16 protein-coding genes are annotated in these 17,486 nt (G+C 71.9%); 9 read left to right on the top strand and 7 right to left on the bottom strand.

What is annotated here, in order from left to right; genetic code table 11:
- The 3 genes from mnmD to motA all read right to left on the bottom strand — a co-directional run.
- Positions 1-591 (bottom strand): tRNA (5-methylaminomethyl-2-thiouridine)(34)-methyltransferase MnmD (gene mnmD / locus KF737_RS04650; RefSeq protein ID WP_296450823.1); only part of this gene is annotated, 591 nt, incomplete at its 3' end.
- Positions 592-667: 76 nt separating this feature from the next.
- A complete protein-coding gene (locus KF737_RS04645) occupies positions 668-928 on the bottom strand; it encodes a hypothetical protein (protein ID WP_296450821.1) in 261 nt (86 codons plus the stop codon).
- Positions 929-1,176: 248 nt separating this feature from the next.
- Entirely contained in the window at positions 1,177-2,046 is an 870-nt protein-coding gene (motA, locus tag KF737_RS04640) for a flagellar motor stator protein MotA (RefSeq protein WP_296450819.1), read from the bottom strand.
- A 109-nt stretch (positions 2,047-2,155) separates the two neighbouring features.
- On the opposite strand from motA, the gene KF737_RS04635 reads away from it, so the two are divergent.
- Entirely contained in the window at positions 2,156-3,463 is a 1,308-nt protein-coding gene (locus KF737_RS04635; protein ID WP_296450818.1) for an MFS transporter, read from the top strand.
- Here the strand turns inward: KF737_RS04635 and KF737_RS04630 are convergent.
- A complete protein-coding gene (locus KF737_RS04630) occupies positions 3,460-5,211 on the bottom strand; it encodes an ATP-binding protein (protein WP_296450816.1) in 1,752 nt (583 codons plus the stop codon). The genes KF737_RS04635 and KF737_RS04630 overlap by 4 nt on opposite strands.
- Before the next feature lie 149 nt (positions 5,212-5,360).
- Between KF737_RS04630 and KF737_RS04625 the strand changes: the two genes are divergently transcribed.
- Positions 5,361-5,714 carry a phage holin family protein gene (locus KF737_RS04625; RefSeq protein WP_296450831.1) on the top strand — a complete coding sequence of 118 codons (354 nt, stop codon included), beginning with the start codon at positions 5,361-5,363 and terminating at the stop codon, positions 5,712-5,714.
- Between the two features lie 253 nt (positions 5,715-5,967).
- Here KF737_RS04625 and groL read toward each other — a convergent pair whose 3' ends face one another.
- Together groL and groES are read right to left on the bottom strand one after the other, a co-directional pair.
- Complete coding sequence (gene groL, locus KF737_RS04620; RefSeq protein WP_296450814.1) at positions 5,968-7,611, bottom strand: chaperonin GroEL; 1,644 nt, start codon at positions 7,609-7,611, stop codon at positions 5,968-5,970.
- Between the two features lie 65 nt (positions 7,612-7,676).
- The gene (groES, locus tag KF737_RS04615; protein ID WP_296450812.1) at positions 7,677-7,964 is read right to left on the bottom strand and encodes a co-chaperone GroES; all 288 of its coding nucleotides are present in this window, start codon (positions 7,962-7,964) and stop codon (positions 7,677-7,679) included.
- 217 nt (positions 7,965-8,181) lie between these two features.
- On the opposite strand from groES, the gene KF737_RS04610 reads away from it, so the two are divergent.
- Positions 8,182-9,396 (top strand): cyclopropane-fatty-acyl-phospholipid synthase family protein, encoded by a 1,215-nt coding sequence (locus tag KF737_RS04610; RefSeq protein WP_296450810.1) that lies wholly within the window; start codon positions 8,182-8,184, stop codon positions 9,394-9,396.
- A gap of 117 nt (positions 9,397-9,513) precedes the next feature.
- Positions 9,514-11,088, top strand: a complete 1,575-nt coding sequence (gene pgi, locus KF737_RS04605; protein WP_296450808.1) for a glucose-6-phosphate isomerase — start codon at positions 9,514-9,516, stop codon at positions 11,086-11,088.
- A 31-nt stretch (positions 11,089-11,119) separates the two neighbouring features.
- Here the strand turns inward: pgi and KF737_RS04600 are convergent, their stop codons facing one another.
- Positions 11,120-11,347, bottom strand: a complete 228-nt coding sequence (locus KF737_RS04600; protein WP_296450806.1) for a hypothetical protein — start codon at positions 11,345-11,347, stop codon at positions 11,120-11,122.
- Between KF737_RS04600 and KF737_RS04595 the strand changes: the two genes are divergently transcribed.
- Genes KF737_RS04595 through addB form a run of 5 tightly spaced genes read left to right on the top strand, consistent with a single transcriptional unit; the run spans position 11,334 to position 17,463 of the window.
- On the top strand, positions 11,334-12,203 hold the full coding sequence (locus KF737_RS04595) for a 1-acyl-sn-glycerol-3-phosphate acyltransferase (protein WP_296450805.1): 870 nt from the start codon (positions 11,334-11,336) through the stop codon (positions 12,201-12,203). The genes KF737_RS04600 and KF737_RS04595 overlap by 14 nt on opposite strands.
- Positions 12,200-12,640 carry a tRNA (adenosine(37)-N6)-threonylcarbamoyltransferase complex ATPase subunit type 1 TsaE gene (tsaE, locus tag KF737_RS04590; RefSeq protein WP_296450803.1) on the top strand — a complete coding sequence of 147 codons (441 nt, stop codon included), beginning with the start codon at positions 12,200-12,202 and terminating at the stop codon, positions 12,638-12,640. The genes KF737_RS04595 and tsaE overlap by 4 nt, the downstream gene beginning before the upstream one ends.
- Complete coding sequence (gene amgK / locus KF737_RS04585) at positions 12,624-13,721, top strand: N-acetylmuramate/N-acetylglucosamine kinase AmgK (protein WP_296450801.1); 1,098 nt, start codon at positions 12,624-12,626, stop codon at positions 13,719-13,721. The genes tsaE and amgK overlap by 17 nt, the downstream gene beginning before the upstream one ends.
- Positions 13,718-14,452 (top strand): nucleotidyltransferase family protein, encoded by a 735-nt coding sequence (locus tag KF737_RS04580; protein WP_367273208.1) that lies wholly within the window; start codon positions 13,718-13,720, stop codon positions 14,450-14,452. Before amgK ends, KF737_RS04580 begins: the two co-directional genes overlap by 4 nt.
- Positions 14,449-17,463: a double-strand break repair protein AddB gene (addB, locus tag KF737_RS04575; protein WP_296450799.1), complete on the top strand. Its 3,015-nt coding sequence runs from the start codon at positions 14,449-14,451 to the stop codon at positions 17,461-17,463. The genes KF737_RS04580 and addB overlap by 4 nt, the downstream gene beginning before the upstream one ends.
- Positions 17,464-17,486: the final 23 nt, after the last annotated feature.

Genomic DNA, 17,486 nt, shown 5'->3' with positions numbered 1-17,486 from the left:
CGCCCGCGCGCCGGGCGCCGAGCGCGCGGCCACCAGGCCCAGCACCTCCTCCGACCACATCTGCGGATTGGCCGACGGCGCGAAGCCGTCGAGGAACCAGGCGTCGGCGCGACCCTGCCAGCCCGCCAGCGCCGGCTCCACGTCCATCACCGCCAAGTCGAGCGTCGCCGAAAGCTCGGGCAGGTCCACCCGATGGCGGCCCCGCGCCCGGCCCGGCCAGCGCGCCGTGAGCAGCGCCACGACCTCGGCCAGTTCGGGCCAGCGCGACAAGGCCCGCGCCGCCTCGTCGGCGGTGATCGGGTAGGCCTCGACCGAGAAGATGTGGAGGTGGCCGTCCTGCGGCCGCGTCTCGCGCCACAAGTGCAGCAGGGCGGCGATGTTCAGGCCCGTCCCGAATCCCAGCTCGCCCACCACGAACCGCCGCCGCCCGGCCCAGGCCTGCGGCAGGCCGCAGCCTTCCAGGAACACCGCCCGCGTCTCGGCCAGCCCGTCCTCGGCCGAGAAGTAGACGTCGCCGAACGCCCGCGATCGCGGCTGGCCGTCGGGCGTCCATTCCAGCGGGCTGCCCGAACTCGGGGCGACGGAACTCATGTCGGTGGCGTCCGGGCAACGAAAAAGGGCCGCTCCGGAGAGCGGCCCTTCCGTAACCCGTATCGGGTCGGGAAGCTTAGTGCTTCTCGGCCGGGGCGGCAGCCGGGGCCGCGGCGTCAGCAGCCGGGGCGGCAGCGGCGTCGGCGGCCGGAGCCGCGGCGGCGGCCGAGTCGGCGGCGGCCGAAGCCGAGGCGGCGGCGGCGTCGGCCGAGTTCGCAGCGGCGGCGGCGGCGGCAGCGGCGGGCGCTTCGGCGGCCGGAGCTTCTTCCTTCTTCTGGCAGGCGGCGAGCGACAGCGCGGCAGCGGCGGCCACCACGGAGATCATGAGCTTGTTCATTGGGAGTTCCCTGGTCTGGTCGGTGTTTCGAGCGCCGGTCAGGCCTTACTGCAGGGCAAGACCGCCCCCCGACGCGGGCATAGGAGTACCTCTCACGCCGCCGTGATGGCAAGCGCTAACTCACGGTTCCGTGATCCTGGGTTCGCCTGTGGCGCGAGCGCCACCCTTCGTTTCGAGGATGTTAACGGCGCGGAGCGGCAGGCCTGCACACGGCCTGCACGCGATGACCTCCGGGCCTGGACGGCGCGTCAGGCCTCGGCCGGGATGGCCGACAGGGCTTCTTCCAGCTCGAGGAAGCTGGGCTGGGCGGGGCTGGGCACGTTGCCGCGTCCGATTTCGACCGAGATCTGCGCGGCGTTGCCGTGCAGGTGGGCCACCAGCACCGCCTGGATGATCCTGTAGAACGAGCCCTCCTCCTCGACGACCTCCTTCATGCGCGTCGCCATGGGCGCCACGATGCCATAGGCGAGGAACACGCCCAGGAACGTCCCCACGAGCGCGCCGCCGATCATCTCGCCGAGGATTTCCGGCGGCTCGGTGATCGCGCCCATGGTCTTGATGACGCCCAGCACGGCTGCGACGATACCCAGGGCGGGCAGGGCGTCGGCGAGGTTCTGGATGGCGTGGCTGGGGGCCAGCGCCTCGTGGTGGTGCTTCTCGAGCTGCTTTTCCATGGCGTCCTCGACCTGGTGCGGGTCTTCGAGGTTCATGGTCATCATCCGCAGCGTGTCGCAGATGAAGTCGATGGCGAAGTGATCCTTCCCGATCTTCGGGAAGCGCGTGAAGATCGAGCTCTCGCCGGGGTTCTCGATGTGGCTTTCGAGGGCGATCACCCCCTTGGACTTCATGGTCTTGGTCAGCAGGAACAGCAGCGAGAGCAGGTCGCGGTAGTCGCCGGCCTTCCACTTGGGACCGCCGAACACCTTGCCGAAGCCGCCGCCGCAGGCCTTGATCGTCGTCATCGAGTTGGCGACGAGGAAGCTGGCGACGCCGGCCCCGCCGATCGCCATCATCTCGTGCGGCGCGGCGTGCAGGATCACGCCCATGTTCCCGCCGGACATGATGTAGCTGCCGAACACCAGGCCGAACAGCAGCACGAGACCGATAATCTGGAACATGGCTTCCCCGCAGACGTGCGCGGAGCATGGCCGTTAATGTTTAATGCTGCGTGAGCGCGGGCGCGGCGCGTTTGCCGCGGGGCCGCAACGCCCCTAAAGCCTGTGCGCGATGTCCAGTCCCACGCCCGCGATCCCCCGGCGCTCGTTCACGATCATCTTCGCCGTGTCGGCGGCGACGGCGATGGGCAACACCGGGCTGATCTCGGTGCTGCCGGCCATCGGCCGCTCGGTGGGCATCCCCGACTTCATGGTCTCGGGCATCTTCTCCCTTTCGGCGCTGCTCTGGGCGTTCTCCTCGCCCTACTGGGCCCGCTCGTCCGACCGGCACGGGCGCAAGCCGCTGATGATGCTGGGGCTGGCGGGCTTCACGATCTCGATGGCGCTCTGCGGCTTGGTGGTCAGCGCGGGCCTCGCGCACCTGTGGCCGCCGATGGTCATCTTCGGGCTGTTCCTCCTGGCCCGCTCGCTGTTCGGCCTGTTCGGCGCGGCCTCGAACCCGGCCACCCAGGCCTATGTCGCCGAGCGCACCCCGCCCGAGGGGCGCACCCAGGCGATGGCCAGCCTCGCCGGCGCGTTTGGCCTGGGCACGGTGATCGGCCCGTTCCTCGCGCCGCTGTTCGTCTATCCGATGATCGGGCTCGCGGGACCGCTCTACAGCTTCTCGCTCATCGCGCTCGTCATGCTGTTCGTCGTCTGGCGCTACCTGCCCGACCGGCCCGTCGCCCCGGAGGCGCAGCGCCCGCGCAAGCCCGTGGTCGGCGGCGCGGCGAAGGAGAAGGCGATGTGGCGCGACCCGCGCATCACCCCCTTCCTGGTCTACGGCTTCATCGTCGCCACCTGCCAGACGGCGCAGGCCCAGAGCCTGGGCTTCCTGATCATCGACAAGCTGCACATGAGCCCGGCCCAGGCGCAGTACTTCATCGCCATCGCCATGATGTTCGGGGCGGTGGCGGGCCTGCTGGCGCAGTGGGGCCTGATCCGGATGTTCGAGATGACGCCGCGCCAGCTCCTGCGGTGGGGCGTGGGCGTGGCCGCGCTGGGCAACCTGATCGTGGCGCTCTCGCCCGGCTACTACGGCGTTGTGGCGGGCTATGCGGTCTCGGCCCTGGGCTTCGGCTTCGCGCGGCCGGGCTTCACGGCGGGCTCGTCCATCGCCGTCGGCATCGAGGAGCAGGCGCGGGTCGCAGGCGCCATCGCCGCGGTCAACGGCATCAACGTGATCTTCGCCCCGGCCTTCGTGCTGCTGTACGAGCGCTACGGCCCGCTCCCCTTCCTCCTGAACGCGCTGCTGATGACGGGCCTGCTGGTCTACGCCTTCCGCAACACCGCGCTGAAGAACGCCGACCCCAAGCCGGTCCCGCGCGAGGCCACGACCATGGCGACGCTGGAGAAGAGCGACGAGGGCGGCGCGGTCTAGGCCGCGGCTTCATCGCTCCCGGCGCGCGGCGGCCGCGCCTGGATCACCTCGGCGATGGCGCCGATCAGGGCGGCGGGCTGCACCGGCTTGTGCTGCAGCGCGTCGAAGCCCAGGGCCTTCAGGCGCGCCGCCTCGCCGGGCATGGCGTCGGCGGTCAGCGCCACCACCGGAACGTCGGGCGGCCCGGCCTGGCCGTCGCGCAGCCGGCCCACGGCCTCGATCCCGTCCATCACCGGCATGTGGACGTCCATCAGCACCACGTCGAACGCCTCGATCCGCAGACGCTCCAGCGCCTGGGCGCCGTCGGCCACCGTCTCGACGCGGCAACCGGCGGCCTCCAGGACCGCGCGGGCCACCGCCTGGTTGATCGGGTTGTCGTCGGCCACCAGCACCCGCAGCGCCGGCAGGCCTTCGCACGCCTGCGGCGCCGCCGCCACGGCCTCGGCGGCGGGCAGCGGCAGCCAGACGCGGAACGCCGAGCCCTCGCCGGGCGCGCTCGACACCGAGATCTCGCCGCCCATCATCAGGCTGAGCTTGCGGCAGATCGCGAGGCCCAGCCCGGTGCCGCCGTAGCGCCGCGCCGTCGAGGCCTCCGCCTGGGCATAGGGGCGGAAGAGGGCCGCCTGCTGGTCCGGCGTCATCCCGATGCCGGTGTCGGCGACCACGATCTCGACGCCGCCGTCGCCGTCGGCGCCCGGGGCGCAGCGCAGGCTCACGACCACGCCGCCCGTCTCGGTGAACTTCAAGGCGTTCGAGACGAGGTTCAGCACGATCTGACGCACTCGGGTCTCGTCGCCCAGCACCCGCGCCGGCAGGTCGGCGTCGGCCTCGCAGGCGAGCGACAGGCCCTTGCCCGCCGCCGTCTCGGACCACAGCTCGATCGACTGGTCGGCCAGGCCCTTCAGGTCGAAGGCGGCGACCTCCAGGTCCATCCGTCCGGCCTCGATCTTGGCGATGTCGAGGACGTCGTTGAGGATCGTCAGCAGGCCGTCGCCGGAACGCACGATGGTCGCCACATAGCCCTGCTGGCGCGGGTCGAGCGCGGTGCGCTCCAGCGCGCGCGCCATCCCCAGCACCCCGTTCAGCGGCGTGCGCAGCTCGTGGCTCATCATCGCCAGGAAGTTCGACTTGGCCTCGTTCGCGGCCTCGGCGGCGCGCTGGGCGGCCGCCAGTTCGGCGGCGGTGCGCATGTTGGCCCGCGCGCTGACGGCCAGGTAGGCCAGCAGCATCACGAGCCCGACCGAGAGCGCCACGAGGCCGATGCCCGAGTAGCCGCCGAACCCGATCGGCAGGATGAACCAGAGCGCCGTCGGCGGGACGCCGATCGCCGCCAGGGCGACGGGCGAGCGGAAGGCGAACCCCTGGGCATGCACCATGGGCCCCATCAGGATCACCATCGCGGCGATGCGGAACACCTCCGAGCCGTGGTTCCAGTACAGGATCGAAAGGCCCGACCAGACCGCGGCGGCATAGAAGATCGCGACGACATAGAGCGCCCGCCTGGGCCGCGACATCGGCCGCCCCTCGCGGACGGGACGCGTGACCGCCCGGTTGAGCGTCTCCCCGGCGACGTAGGTGGCGAACCAGGCTGCGGCGGTGGCCGGATCGAACAACAGGCTGGTCAGGGCGGCGACCCCGGCGCCCATGACCAGGCGGACGACGAAGATCCGGCGCGCGGTGGCGGCCACCGCGTCCAAACGCTCGTCCAGCAGGGTCGACGCCCTCTTCACGACCAGTTCGTCCTGCATGTTCGGCCTGCCCGCACCCCCATGCGGCAGCCTGTCGCAGCGAGAATGCCCGCCATTCGTGAACGGACCCTTGTTCACGGAGCGGGATTTTCGTCGGCGCGCGGCGCAGCTAGGCTGGCGGCGTCGAACGGGAAGGGTGCTCATCCATGCTGGCCAGGTTCCTCGTGCGCGCGGTGTTCGCCGCGCTCGGCCTCTGGGTCGCCTCGAAGGTGACGCCCGGGGTCGTGGTCACCAACACCGGCAGCCTGATCGCCGCGGCGCTGCTCCTGGGGATCGTCAACGCCTTCGTCCGGCCGATCGTCTTCATCCTGACCCTGCCGCTCACCCTGCTGACGCTGGGCCTGTTCCTGCTGGTGGTGAACGCGATGATGATCGGCCTCGTCGCCGTCATGCTCGACGGCTTCCAGGTCCACGGCCTCTTCGCCGGCATCATGGCCGCCGTCATCACCGGCCTCGCGAGCTGGATCGGCGGCGTGGCCCTGGAGGACGGCCGGCGGGAGTAGGAAGACCCCTCTCCCGGCCGCGAAGCGGCGAGGGAGAGGTTGGGAGAGGGCGGCGCAGGCGTCGGCGTCGACGCGGCGTCGGACCCGGTCCCGGGCTGGGCGAGGTCCCCTGATCCCACGCCTGCGCCAGGTCGATCCGCCGCGTCGCCCTCTCCCAACCTCTCCCACGGCGCTCCGCGCCTGAGAGAGGAGCAAAGAAAAAGGGCGGAGCCTCGCGGCCCCGCCCCTCATTCTCAGCCGTCGAGCGTCGGACTTAGAAGTCCATGTCGCCCATGCCGCCGGGCATGCCGCCCGGGGCGCCGCCGGCGCCGCCCTTCTTGGGGGCTTCGACGATCGCGGCTTCGGTGGTGATCAGCAGGCCGGCCACCGAGGCGGCGTCCTGCAGGGCGGTGCGCACGACCTTCGCGGGGTCGATCACGCCGGCCTTCACCAGGTCCACGTACTCTTCGGTCTGGGCGTTGAAGCCGAAGGTGGCCGAGCCGTTCTCGAGCACCTTGCCGACCACGATCGAGCCTTCCACGCCGGCGTTCTCGGCGATCTGGCGGATCGGGGCCTGCAGCGCGCGGCGCACGATGGCGACGCCGGCTTCCTGGTCGTCGTTGTCACCCTTGAAGCCGTCGAGGACCTTCGAGGCCTTCAGCAGGGCGACGCCGCCGCCGGGGACGATGCCTTCCTCCACGGCCGCGCGGGTCGCGTTCAGGGCGTCGTCGACGCGGTCCTTCTTCTCCTTCACCTCGACTTCGGTCGAACCGCCGACGCGGACCACCGCGACGCCGCCGGCCAGCTTGGCCAGGCGTTCCTGCAGCTTCTCCTTGTCGTAGTCCGAGGTCGTCGTCTCGATCTGGGCCTTGATCTGGGCGATGCGGCCGTCGATGTCGGCCTTGTCGCCCGAGCCGTCGACGATCGTGGTGTCGTCCTTGGTGATCGTGACCTTCTTGGCCTTGCCCAGCATGTCGAGCGTGACCGACTCGAGCTTGATGCCCAGGTCTTCCGAGACGAGCGTGCCGCCGGTCAGGGTGGCGATGTCTTCCAGCATGGCCTTGCGGCGGTCGCCGAAGCCCGGAGCCTTCACCGCCGCGACGCGCAGGCCGCCGCGGAGCTTGTTCACGACCAGCGTGGCCAGGGCTTCGCCTTCCACGTCTTCCGCGATGATCAGCAGCGGACGGCCCGACTGCACGACGGCCTCGAGGACCGGCAGCAGCGGCTGGAGCGAGGCCAGCTTCTTTTCGAAGAGCAGGATGAGCGGCTCCTCGAGGTCGGCCTCCATCTTCTCGGCGTTGGTGATGAAGTACGGCGACAGGTAGCCGCGGTCGAACTGCATGCCCTCGACGACGTCGAGTTCGGTCTCGGCGGTCTTGGCTTCCTCGACGGTGATGACGCCTTCGTTGCCGACCTTCTCCATGGCGCGGGCGATCATTTCGCCCACTTCCACGTCGCCGTTGGCCGAGATGGTGCCGACCTGGGCGATCTCGTTGTTGGACGAGACCTTCTTGGCCGACGACTTGATCTCTTCGACGACCTTGGCGACCGCCTTGTCGACGCCGCGCTTCAGGTCCATCGGGTTCATGCCGGCCGCGACCGACTTCAGGCCTTCGACGACGATCGCCTGGGCGAGCACCGTGGCGGTGGTGGTGCCGTCGCCGGCCTTGTCGTTGGTCTTGGAGGCGACTTCACGGATGAGCTGGGCGCCCAGGTTCTCGAACTTGTCGGCCAGTTCGATTTCCTTGGCGACCGAGACGCCGTCCTTGGTCGAGCGCGGGGCGCCGAAGGACTTCTCGATGACCACGTTGCGGCCCTTGGGGCCCAGGGTCACCTTCACCGCGTTGGCGAGGGTGTTGACGCCGCGCAGCATCTTGTCGCGCGCGTCGGAAGCGAAATAGACGTCTTTGGCAGCCATGGCTGACTCTCTTTCCTAGAAAATTCGTGGGGGAAGCCGCCCGGTGGGCGCTCAGGCGGTCTCGCTCAGGAGACGACGCCCAGGATGTCGCTTTCCTTCATGATCAGCAGGTCCTCGCCGTCGAGCTTGACCTCGGTGCCGGACCACTTGCCGAACAGGATGCGGTCGCCGGCCTTCACGTCCAGCGGCTGGACCTTGCCGGAGTCGTCGCGGGCGCCCGGGCCGACGGAGATGACCTCGCCTTCCTGCGGCTTTTCCTTCGCGGTGTCGGGGATGATGATCCCGCCCTTGGTCTTTTCCTCTTCCTCGACGCGCTTGACGAGGACGCGATCTCCCAGGGGACGAAACGCCATGTGTTGTTCTCTCTTCTTCCGTTCGGAACGGGTTCAAATCGCGACGCGGGCGAGGGGCGGACGCGGCTGTTAGCAGTCCCGGCCCCCGAGTGCCAACGTCGGTCGGGGAGTTAGGAACAGCGCCGGGGCGAGTCAAGGCGGACGTGAGGATTCGCGCGCGGTCTTGGCTTTCCCGGCGTCCGACCTACTCTGCGGGGAGGGTTCCAGGAGCGTGTCGATGGGTCTGCAATCGATGCTGGAGCGGGTGGTCCGCACCGGCGATCTGACGTTGAAGCTGCCGGGGGGCGGTACGCTGAAGCTCGGCGACGGCTCGGGCCCGCCGCTGGTCGCGAAGGTCACCACCGCAGCCTGGGCGGCGCGGATCGCCGCCAAGCCGGGGCTGGGCGTGGGCGAGGCCTACATGGACGGGGGCCTCGTGCTGGAGCAGGGCACGATCTCGGACTTCATCGACCTGATCGGCGCCAACGCCGAGAACCGCAGGAAGAAGGGCCGCAATCCCTTCCGTCGCTGGCTGAAGCGCACCCTGCGCGAGGCCAACGACCGCGTGGCGGCGCGCCGGAACGTCGCCCACCACTACGACCTCTCCTACGACCTCTACCGGCGCTTCCTCGACGAGGACATGCAGTATAGCTGCGCCTACTTCGAGCGGCCCGACATGACGCTGGAGGAAGCCCAGCTCGCCAAGAAGCGGCACATCGCGGCCAAGCTGCAGGCCCAGCCGGGGCACAGCGTGGTCGAGATCGGCTGCGGCTGGGGCGGCCTCGCCCTGCAACTGGTGAAGGACTGCGACGTCGAGGTCGACGCCATCACGCTTTCGGTCGAACAGCTCAAGGTCGCCAAGGAACGCGCCGAGGCGCTGGGCCTGGCGCACAAGGCGCGGTTCTCGCTGACCGACTACCGCGACCTCACGGGGACCTACGACCGGGTGCTGTCGGTCGCCATGTTCGAGGCGGTGGGCCGCCCCAACTACCAGGAGTACTTCGACGGCGTGGCCCGGCTAATGAAGGACGACGGGGTGGGCCTCGTCCACGCGATCGGCCGGCCCGAGCCGGGCGTCACCAACGCCTGGATCGACAAGTACATCTTCCCCGGCGGCTACTCGCCGGCGCTCAGCGAGGTGCTGCCGGCCATCGAGCGGGCGGGCCTGATCGTCACCGACATCGAGATCCTGCGCCTGCACTACGCCGAGACCATCCGCCACTGGCGCGACCGCTTCGAGGCCGCCCGCGCCGACATCGCGGAGCTCTACGACGAGCGCTTCTGCCGGATGTTCGAGTTCTACCTGGGCATCGCCGAGCAGAGCTTCCGCGCGCGCCGCCAGTTCATCTGGCAGATCCAGCTCGCCAAGCGCGTCGACGTGCTCCCCATCACCCGCGACTACATCGGCGACACCGAACGCGCCTATGCCAACCCCAGGCGGAAGGTGGCCTGAGCGCGTCGTCCCGCCGATCTTCGCCCATCGGCCTTCGCCGGATCCAGGCCCAGCGGCGGGCCCGGGAACAGGAGTGGCGTTCGCGGCGCAATCGGTGTTGATGACGCCATGCCAGAGGTGAACCAGACCGAAGCCGCCTGGGCGGCTCTGAACCGGGCGGCGACGGCCGCCGCCGGGCGCCGCATCGACGGCCTGTTCGCGGCCGAGCCCGGGCGGCTCGCGCGCCTGACCCTCGACGCCGCCGGGCTGGAGATCGACCTCTCCAAGCAGCCGTGGTCGCTGGCCGACCTCTCGGTGATGCTGGACCTCGCCCGCGCGTCCGGCGTCGAGACCGCGCGCGACCGCCTCTTCGCCGGCGAGATCGTCAACGCCACCGAGGGCCGCCCGGCCCTGCACATGGCGCTGCGCGCGCCCGACGGCGCGGACTTCAGGGCCGGCGGCCGGCCGGTCTCGGGCGAGGTCGAGGCCAGCCGCGCGGCGATGAAGGCGTTCGCCGACGCCGTGCGCTCGGGCGCCAAGGCCGGCTGCACGGGCAAACCCTTCCGCGCCATCGTCCACATCGGCATCGGCGGCTCCGACCTCGGGCCGCGCCTGGTCTGGGAGGCGCTGAAGCCGCTCGACCCGCCCATCGACCTGCGCTTCGCCGCCAACGTCGACCCGGCCGAACTGGCCCAGGCGCTGACCGGCCTCGACCCGGCCGAGACGATGGTGGTCACGGTCTCCAAGACCTTCACCACCCTCGAAACCCTGACCAACGCCGAGACCGCCCGCGCGTGGCTCCGCGCCAGCCTCGGAACCGCGTCCGACAGCCACCTCGTCGCCGTCTCCGCCGCCCCCGACAAGGCGCAGGCCTTCGGCGTGCCCGCCGACCAGGTGTTCGGTTTCTGGGACTGGGTGGGCGGCCGCTACTCGATCTGGTCGGCGGTCGGCCTTTCCTGCGCCGTGGCCCTGGGCTGGGACGTCTTCGCCCGCTTCCAGGCCGGCGCCTGGGCCATGGACGAGCACTTCCGGGCCGCGCCGCTCGACCGCAACGCCCCCGTCCTCCTCGCCCTCGCCCACGTCTTCAACCGCAACGGCCTCTCCCGCCCCATCCGCGCGGTCGTGCCCTACGCCCAGCGCCTGCGCCTCTTCGCGGCCTTCCTCCAGCAGCTCGAGATGGAGTCGAACGGCAAGCGGGTCACGGCCGCCGGCCAGCCCGTCCCGCACGCGACGGCCGCCAGCGTCTTCGGCGACGCCGGCACCAACGGCCAGCACGCCTTCTTCCAGCTCCTGCACCAGGGGACCGACATCGTCCCGGTCGATATCCTGGCCGTGCGCGAAGGCTCCGAGGGCGACCCCGCCGCGCAGGCCAAGCTGCTGGCCAACGCCGTCGCCCAGGCCGAGGCCCTTATGGTCGGCCGCCCGCCCGCCGAGACGCCCGACCCGCAGCGCGCCTTCCCCGGCGACCGCCCCTCCAGCTTCGTCCTGCTCGACCGCCTCGATCCCGAGCGGCTCGGCGCCCTCATCGCCCTCTACGAGCACAAGGTCTTCGTCGAGGGCGTGCTCTGGGGGATCAACAGCTTCGACCAGTGGGGCGTGGAGCTGGGCAAGACGCTCGCCGCCCGCGTCCTCGGCGAACTGGAAGGCGGCCCGCCCGGCGCGCACGACCCCTCCACCGCCGCCCTGATCGCCCGGCTGAGAAGCCAGCGCTGAGCCGGCGGCGCGATGCGCGCCGCAGGCGCCTTCATTCAACCACGAACCACACGAACCACACGAACGGATCAGAGATGAGCTCGGCCTCGAGCGCGGCCGGCGGCTTGTTCGTGTGGTTCGTGTGGTTCGTGGTCGAATCAAACCGGCGGCCGACGCGCCAGAACCCGCTCGACGGCTCGCACGCCCCCTCATCCGGAACGCCGCGCGGCTTGCGGCGGTGTCGGGGCGCAGGCCATGTTCCGGTCATGACCGTCGCCACCGCGGCCGCCGCCAAGCCGGCGCGCGCCCGCGACCACATCGTCGATGTGCTGATCGCCGAGCGGGCCCCGAGGCTCTCGGGCGGCCCGGCGTGGCCGCTGCTCAGGCCCCTGCTCTACGCGATCCTCGACTACGGCAAGGCGCGCCGCATGGCCGACGCCATCGCCGTCCTGCCCGGCCGTGCGGCCCTGGACCACATCTCGGGCCTGCTGGCGCTCAAGGTCACCGCCACGGGCCTGGACCGCGTCCCGCGCACCGGCCGCCTCGTGGTCATCTGCAACCACCCGACCGGCATCGCCGACGGCATCGCGGTGTTCGATGCGCTGAAGCCGCTGCGCCCCGACATCTGCTTCTACGCCAACGCCGACGCGCACCGCGTCTGCCCCGACTTCGGCGAGGTGCTGATCCCGGTCGAATGGGTCGACGCCAAGCGCACCCGCGAGAAGACCCGCGTGACCCTGCAGGCCACCAGGGAGGCGCTGGAGGCCGAGCGCTGCCTCGCCATCTTCCCCGCCGGCCGGCTGGCGCGCCGCCAGCCCGACGGCAGCCTCTCGGACCCCACCTGGATGTCCTCGGCCATCTCGATCGCCCGCAAGTACGAGGCGCCCGTCCTGCCGATCCACGTGGCCGGGCCGTGGTCGACGCTGTTCCACCTGTTCCACGGCCGCTCGGACGAGCTGCGCGACATCACCCTCTTCCACGAGCTGCTGAACAAGCGCGGCCGCGCGTTCGCCCTGACGGTGGGCCCGGCGATCCCGGCCGGGGCGCTCGACGGCGACCCGGCCGAGGCCACCGCCCGCCTGAAGGCCTACGTCGAACGCGGCCTGCCCGCCGACCGCGACCGGGCCTTTGCATGAACCTTCCGGACGAGGCGGCCACCGCACGGCTGGGCGAGGCCGTGGCGGCGAAGCTCGAGGCCGGCGAGGCCGTCTGCCTTTCCGGCCCGCTGGGCGCCGGCAAGTCGACCCTGGCCCGCGCCCTCATCCGCGCGCTCACCACGCCCGGCGAGGAGGTGCCCAGCCCCACCTTCACGCTCGTCCAGTTCTACGAGGGCCCGCGCCTCAGCGTCGCCCACTTCGACCTCTATCGCCTGGAGAGCCCCGACGAGGCCTACGAGATCGGCCTGGACGAAGCCCTCGACGCCGGCGCGGCGGTCATCGAATGGCCCGAGCGGCTGGAGGGCGACCTGCCCCGCGACCGACTCGATATAGTCATCGCCCCGGACGAAGCTGGCGGCCGGCTGGCGCGGCTGACGGCGCATGGCGCCTGGGAAGGACGTGACGTTGAGCTCTGAGCGCGAAGCCCTGAAGGCGGAGTTCCTGCGCGGCGCCGGCCTCGGCGACGCGCGGCGCGAGCCGCTGTCGGGCGACGCCTCCACGCGCGCCTACGAGCGCCTGCGCACGGCCACCGGGACCACGCTGATCTTCATGGACCAGCCGCCGAGCGCCGAGACGGCGCCCTGCCCGCCCGGCGCCACCCCGGCCGAGCGCGCGGCCCTGGGCTACAACGCGCTGGCCCGGCTCGCCGCCGGCCGCGTCGACGCGTTCGTGGCCACCGCCGGCTGGCTGCGCGAGCAGGGCCTCTCGGCGCCCGCGATCGTGGCCGCCGACCCACGCGCCGGGCTGGCCGTGCTGGAAGACCTCGGCGACGACCTCTTCGCCCGCCTGATCGAGCAGGGCCAGGACGAGGCGCCGATGTACGCCGGGGCCATCGAGGCGCTCGCCCGCCTGCATGCGGTGACCCCGCCCGACGTGCTGAGCTACGGCGGCGTGAGCTGGCCGCTGCTCACCTACGACGAGACCGCGCTCGCCACCGCCGACGGCATCTTCATCGAGTGGCTGCCGAAGCTTAAGGCCCAGCCCGCCTTCGGCCCCGGCGCCGTCGCCGGATGGGAAGCCGTCTGGGGCCCGATCCGCCGGTACGGCGATGCGAACGCCACCGTCTTCTGCCACCGCGACTACCACGCCGAGAACCTGATCTGGCTGCCCGGCCGCAGCGGCGCCGGGCGCGTCGGCCTGCTCGACTTCCAGGACGCGCTGAAGGCCCACCCCGCGTGGGACCTCTCCATGCTGCTGCACGACGCGCGCCGCCAGGTGACGCCGCAGCGCGAGGCGGCGTGCCTCGACCTCTACTTCCGCCTGCGCCCCGGCCTCGACCGGCAGGCCTTCCTCGCCGACTTCCACAGCCTGGGGGCGCTCAACATCGTGCGCATCCTGGGCATCTTCGCCCGCCTCGCCACCCGCGACGGCAAGCCCCGCTACGCGGCGCTGATGCCGCGCCTCTGGGGCTATCTCGACCGCTGCCTGGCCGACCCGGCGCTCAGCGGCCTCGCCGCCTGGCTCGACCGCCACGTCCCCGCCGGGGCCCGTTCGTGAGCGTGCCCGGGCCCAAGACCGCGATGGTGCTGGCGGCCGGCATCGGCAGCCGGATGCGGCCGCTGACCGAGCGCATTCCAAAGGCGCTGGTCCCTGTCGCGGGCATTCCGCTTATCGACCGCGTGCTCAATCGGCTGGAAGACGCCGGCGTCGAACGCGCGGTCGTCAACGTCCATCATTTCGCTGGCCAACTCGAAGAGCATCTCGCCAAGCGCGAGGGCATGGAGATCCTGATCTCCGATGAGCGCGCCGGCCTCTTGGACTCAGGCGGCGGTATCAAGCACGCCGCGGACAAGCTCGGACGCGATCCGATCTTCGTCGCCAATATCGACTCGCTGTGGATCGAGGGTGAGAAGCCGGCGCTGGAGGGCCTCAAGGAGGCCTGGGATCCCGCCGCCATGGACATCCTCCTTCTCCTTGTGACGCGGGGACAGGGCATCGGCTTCGAAGGGCCGCAGGGCTTCTTCCGTGACAACGCGGGTCGCCTTACTCACTCCGTTGCGCCTGACCCGCCGACTCCGTTCGCCAACATCGGCTTCGCGATCCTGAAGCCTGAGGTGCTTGACGGAGAACCTGACGGCCCGTTCTCGATCATTCCGACATGGCATCGCCTGCAGGCGTTGGGCCGGCTGCATGGGACGCCGATGGACGGCTTCTGGATGCACGTCGGCGATCCCGTGGCCCGCGACGCGGCGGAGTTCGAGATACTGGGCGAAGTTTTGGCTCCATGACCGCCTTCTTCGAGCAGCCGGGGTCGCGCTGGTTCAACATCCCGGCGCACCGGCCGTTCGCGGAAGACCTGGCCCGCGGCCTCTACGACGCCCTGATCCCGCTGGGCCCCGAGGCCCTGGCGGACGCCGTGGTGCTGACGCCCACACGCAGAGGCGCCCGCGCGCTGGCCGACGCCTTCCTGCACGCCGCGGGCGGCAAGGCCGTGCTGCCGCCGCAGATGCGCCCGCTGGGCGACCTGGAAGCCGGCGAGCCGCCCTTCGAGCCGGGGGACCTTGCGCTCGACCTGCCCGCCGCCATCGACCCGCTCCGCCGCCGCTTCGAGCTGGTCCGCCTCGTCGCCCAGCTCGCCGAGCACGTCCCGGGCGGCGTCGGCAGCGCCGGCCAGGCCCTCGACCTCGCCGACGCCCTCGGCGGCTTCCTCGACGGCCTGCAGATCGAGGAGGTCGACGTCCGCGAAGCCCTCGGCGGCCTCGCCCCCGTCGAACTCGCCGAGCACTGGGAGGTCTCGCGCAAGTTCCTCGATCACGCGCTTGCGCTCTGGCCCGCCCGCCTCGCCGCCCTGGGCGTGGTCGACGTCAGCGAGCGCCGCGTGCGCCTGCTCCGCCGCCTGGCCGAGGTCTGGACCGACCGGCCGCCGCAGGGCGTCATGGTCGCCGCCGGCTCCACCGGCACGGCGCCCGCCACCCGCGCGCTGATGATCGCCATCGCCGCCGCGCCCCGGGGCGCGGTCGTCCTGCCCGGCGTCGACCTCGACCTCAGCGACAAGGCCTGGGGCAAGGTGGAGGTGCAGCATCCGCAGGGCGCGCTGCGCCGCCTGCTCGACACCGCGCAAGTCGCCCGCGGCGAGGTCGCCACCTGGCCGGCGTCCACCGGCGAGACCCGGCCCCAGCGCTGGCGCCGCCGCATCGTCAACGAGGCGCTGCGCCCCGCCGAGGAGACCGCCGACTGGCTCCACGTCATCGGCGAGCTGCGCCGCGAGCACGCCGACGCCGTCGCCGAGGGCCTCGCGGGCCTCTCGCTGGTCGACGCCCGCACCGAGGAGGAGGCCGCCACCGTCGCGGCGCTGCTGCTGCGCGAGGCCCTGGAGACGCCGGAGCAGACCGCCGCGCTGGTCACGCCGGACCAGAAGCTCGCCCGCCGGGTCTCCGCGAAGCTGGCCCGCTGGGGCGTGGTCCCCGACTCCTCCGCCGGCGAGAGCCTGGCCGGCTCGCCCTGCGGCGCGCTCGCGGGCCTCGTCGCCCGCGCGGCGGTCGATCCGGTCGACCCGGTGGCGCTGCTGGGCCTGCTGAAGCACCCGCTCACCCGCCTCGGAGATGCGACCCGACTGGAGCGCTCTGGCCTGCGCGGCGCCCGCGCCCGCACCTGGGACGAGCTGAAGGCCCGCCTCACCGGCGGCCGCAACCCCGCGCCCGACGCGCTCCCGCTGGCCGAACGCCTGCAGGCCATCGTCGAGGCCGTCACCTGGCCGCGCGACGCCTACGAGGCGCCGTCCGCCGCGGCGCTGCGCCTCGTCGGCGCCATGGAGGCGCTGGCCGCCGACGAGGCCGGCCGCACGGGCGACCCCCTTTCGGGCGACCTGTGGGCGGGGCACGCCGGCGAGGCCATGTCGCGCCTGCTCTCGGGCCTGATCCGCGAAGGCGAGGACCTGCCGACCGTCACGCCGCGCCAGTTCGCCGAGCTGCTGCGCCGCCTGATGGAGGGCGAGACGGTGCGCAGCGGCGGCGCCACCCATCCGCGCCTGCGCATCCTGGGCTCGATCGAGGCCCGCCTCGTCCGCGCGGACCGCCTCATCGTCGCCGGTCTGGAGGAGGGCGTCTGGCCCGCCGCCGCGCCCACCGACCCGTTCCTCTCGCGGCCTATGCGCGAAGCGCTGAAGCTGCCCTCGCCCGAGCGCCGCATCGGGCTGGCCGCCCACGACTTCGCCCAGGCGGTCTGCGCCCCCGAGGTGGTCCTGCTGCACACCGAGCGCCGCGACGGCCAGCCCACCGTGAAGTCGCGCTGGCTCTGGCGGCTGGAGACCCTGGCCAAGGGCGCCGGCCTCGCCATCCCCGGGCGGCCCGAGGCGCTGGCCTGGGCCGCCGCCCTCGACGCGCCCGGCCCCTACGATCCGGTCAGGCGGCCGTCGCCGGCGCCGCCGGTCGAGCACCGCCCCGACAAGCTCTTCGTCACCCGCATCGAGACCCTGACCCGCGATCCCTACGCCGTCTGGGCGCGGGACATCCTGGGCCTCTACCTGCTGGAGCGCCCCGACGAGGAGGTGGAGGCCCGCGCCCGCGGCACGGCCATCCACGCCGCCTTCGAGCGCTTCGTCCTCGACTGGCCCACCGCGCTGCCGCCCGACGCCGCCGACATCTTCCGCGACCTCTATCTCAGCGAGCTGGAGAAGGCCGGCATGCCCCGCGACGCGCTCGCCCGCGAGACCGCGCTGGCCGGCGAGGCCGCCGCCTGGGTCGCCGACCTCGAACGCACGCGCCGCGCCGACAGCCGCGTCCTCTTCGTCGAGAAGAAGGGCGAGGCCACGCTGCACATCGCCGGCCGGCCCTTCACCATCGCCGCCAAGGCCGACCGCATCGAGGTGACGCCCGACGGCCTCGGCCACGTGCTCGACTACAAGACCGGCCGCGCGCCTTCCAAGCGCATGGTCGAGACCGGCTTCTCGCCGCAGCTCACGCTCACCGCCGCCATCCTGGAGCGCGGCGGCTTCGCCGACGTCGGCGCCGTGACCGCGGGCGACCTCACCTACCTCGAAGTCAGCGGTCGCCATCCGAACCCCGGCCGCGAGGAGGTCCGCGCCGCGCCCTGGGGCGACGGCGACAAGATCCTCAACACCCGCGAGGCGGTCGATGGCGCGCTGGCCGGCCTCACGCGCCTGATCGCCCGCTACGCCGACCCGGCCCAGGGCTACACCTCGCGCACCGCCCCGCAGTTCGTGAAGATGTACGTCTCCGACTACGACCACCTGGCCCGCGTCTTCGAGTGGTCCACCAGCGGCGAGGACGACGACGAATGACCCTCCTTCGCCAAGGCTTCGGA

Source organism: Phenylobacterium sp. (genome assembly GCF_019636135.1).
Lineage (GTDB): Bacteria > Pseudomonadota > Alphaproteobacteria > Caulobacterales > Caulobacteraceae > Phenylobacterium.
Note: the sequence above shows the minus strand (reverse complement) of the source record. Positions and strands in the feature narration are given on the sequence as shown.

Bases quoted from the DNA above. Each gene is read 5' to 3' on its own strand.
- KF737_RS04645 (WP_296450821.1), bottom strand. From the start codon at position 928: ATGAACAAGCTCATGATCTCCGTGGTGGCCGCCGCTGCCGCGCTGTCG.
- motA (WP_296450819.1), bottom strand. From the start codon at position 2,046: ATGTTCCAGATTATCGGTCTCGTGCTGCTGTTCGGCCTGGTGTTCGGC.
- KF737_RS04635 (WP_296450818.1), top strand. From the start codon at position 2,156: ATGTCCAGTCCCACGCCCGCGATCCCCCGGCGCTCGTTCACGATCATC.
- KF737_RS04630 (WP_296450816.1), bottom strand. From the start codon at position 5,211: ATGCAGGACGAACTGGTCGTGAAGAGGGCGTCGACCCTGCTGGACGAG.
- groL (WP_296450814.1), bottom strand. From the start codon at position 7,611: ATGGCTGCCAAAGACGTCTATTTCGCTTCCGACGCGCGCGACAAGATG.
- groES (WP_296450812.1), bottom strand. From the start codon at position 7,964: ATGGCGTTTCGTCCCCTGGGAGATCGCGTCCTCGTCAAGCGCGTCGAG.
- KF737_RS04610 (WP_296450810.1), top strand. From the start codon at position 8,182: ATGGGTCTGCAATCGATGCTGGAGCGGGTGGTCCGCACCGGCGATCTG.
- KF737_RS04595 (WP_296450805.1), top strand. From the start codon at position 11,334: ATGACCGTCGCCACCGCGGCCGCCGCCAAGCCGGCGCGCGCCCGCGAC.
- tsaE (WP_296450803.1), top strand. From the start codon at position 12,200: ATGAACCTTCCGGACGAGGCGGCCACCGCACGGCTGGGCGAGGCCGTG.
- addB (WP_296450799.1), top strand. From the start codon at position 14,449: ATGACCGCCTTCTTCGAGCAGCCGGGGTCGCGCTGGTTCAACATCCCG.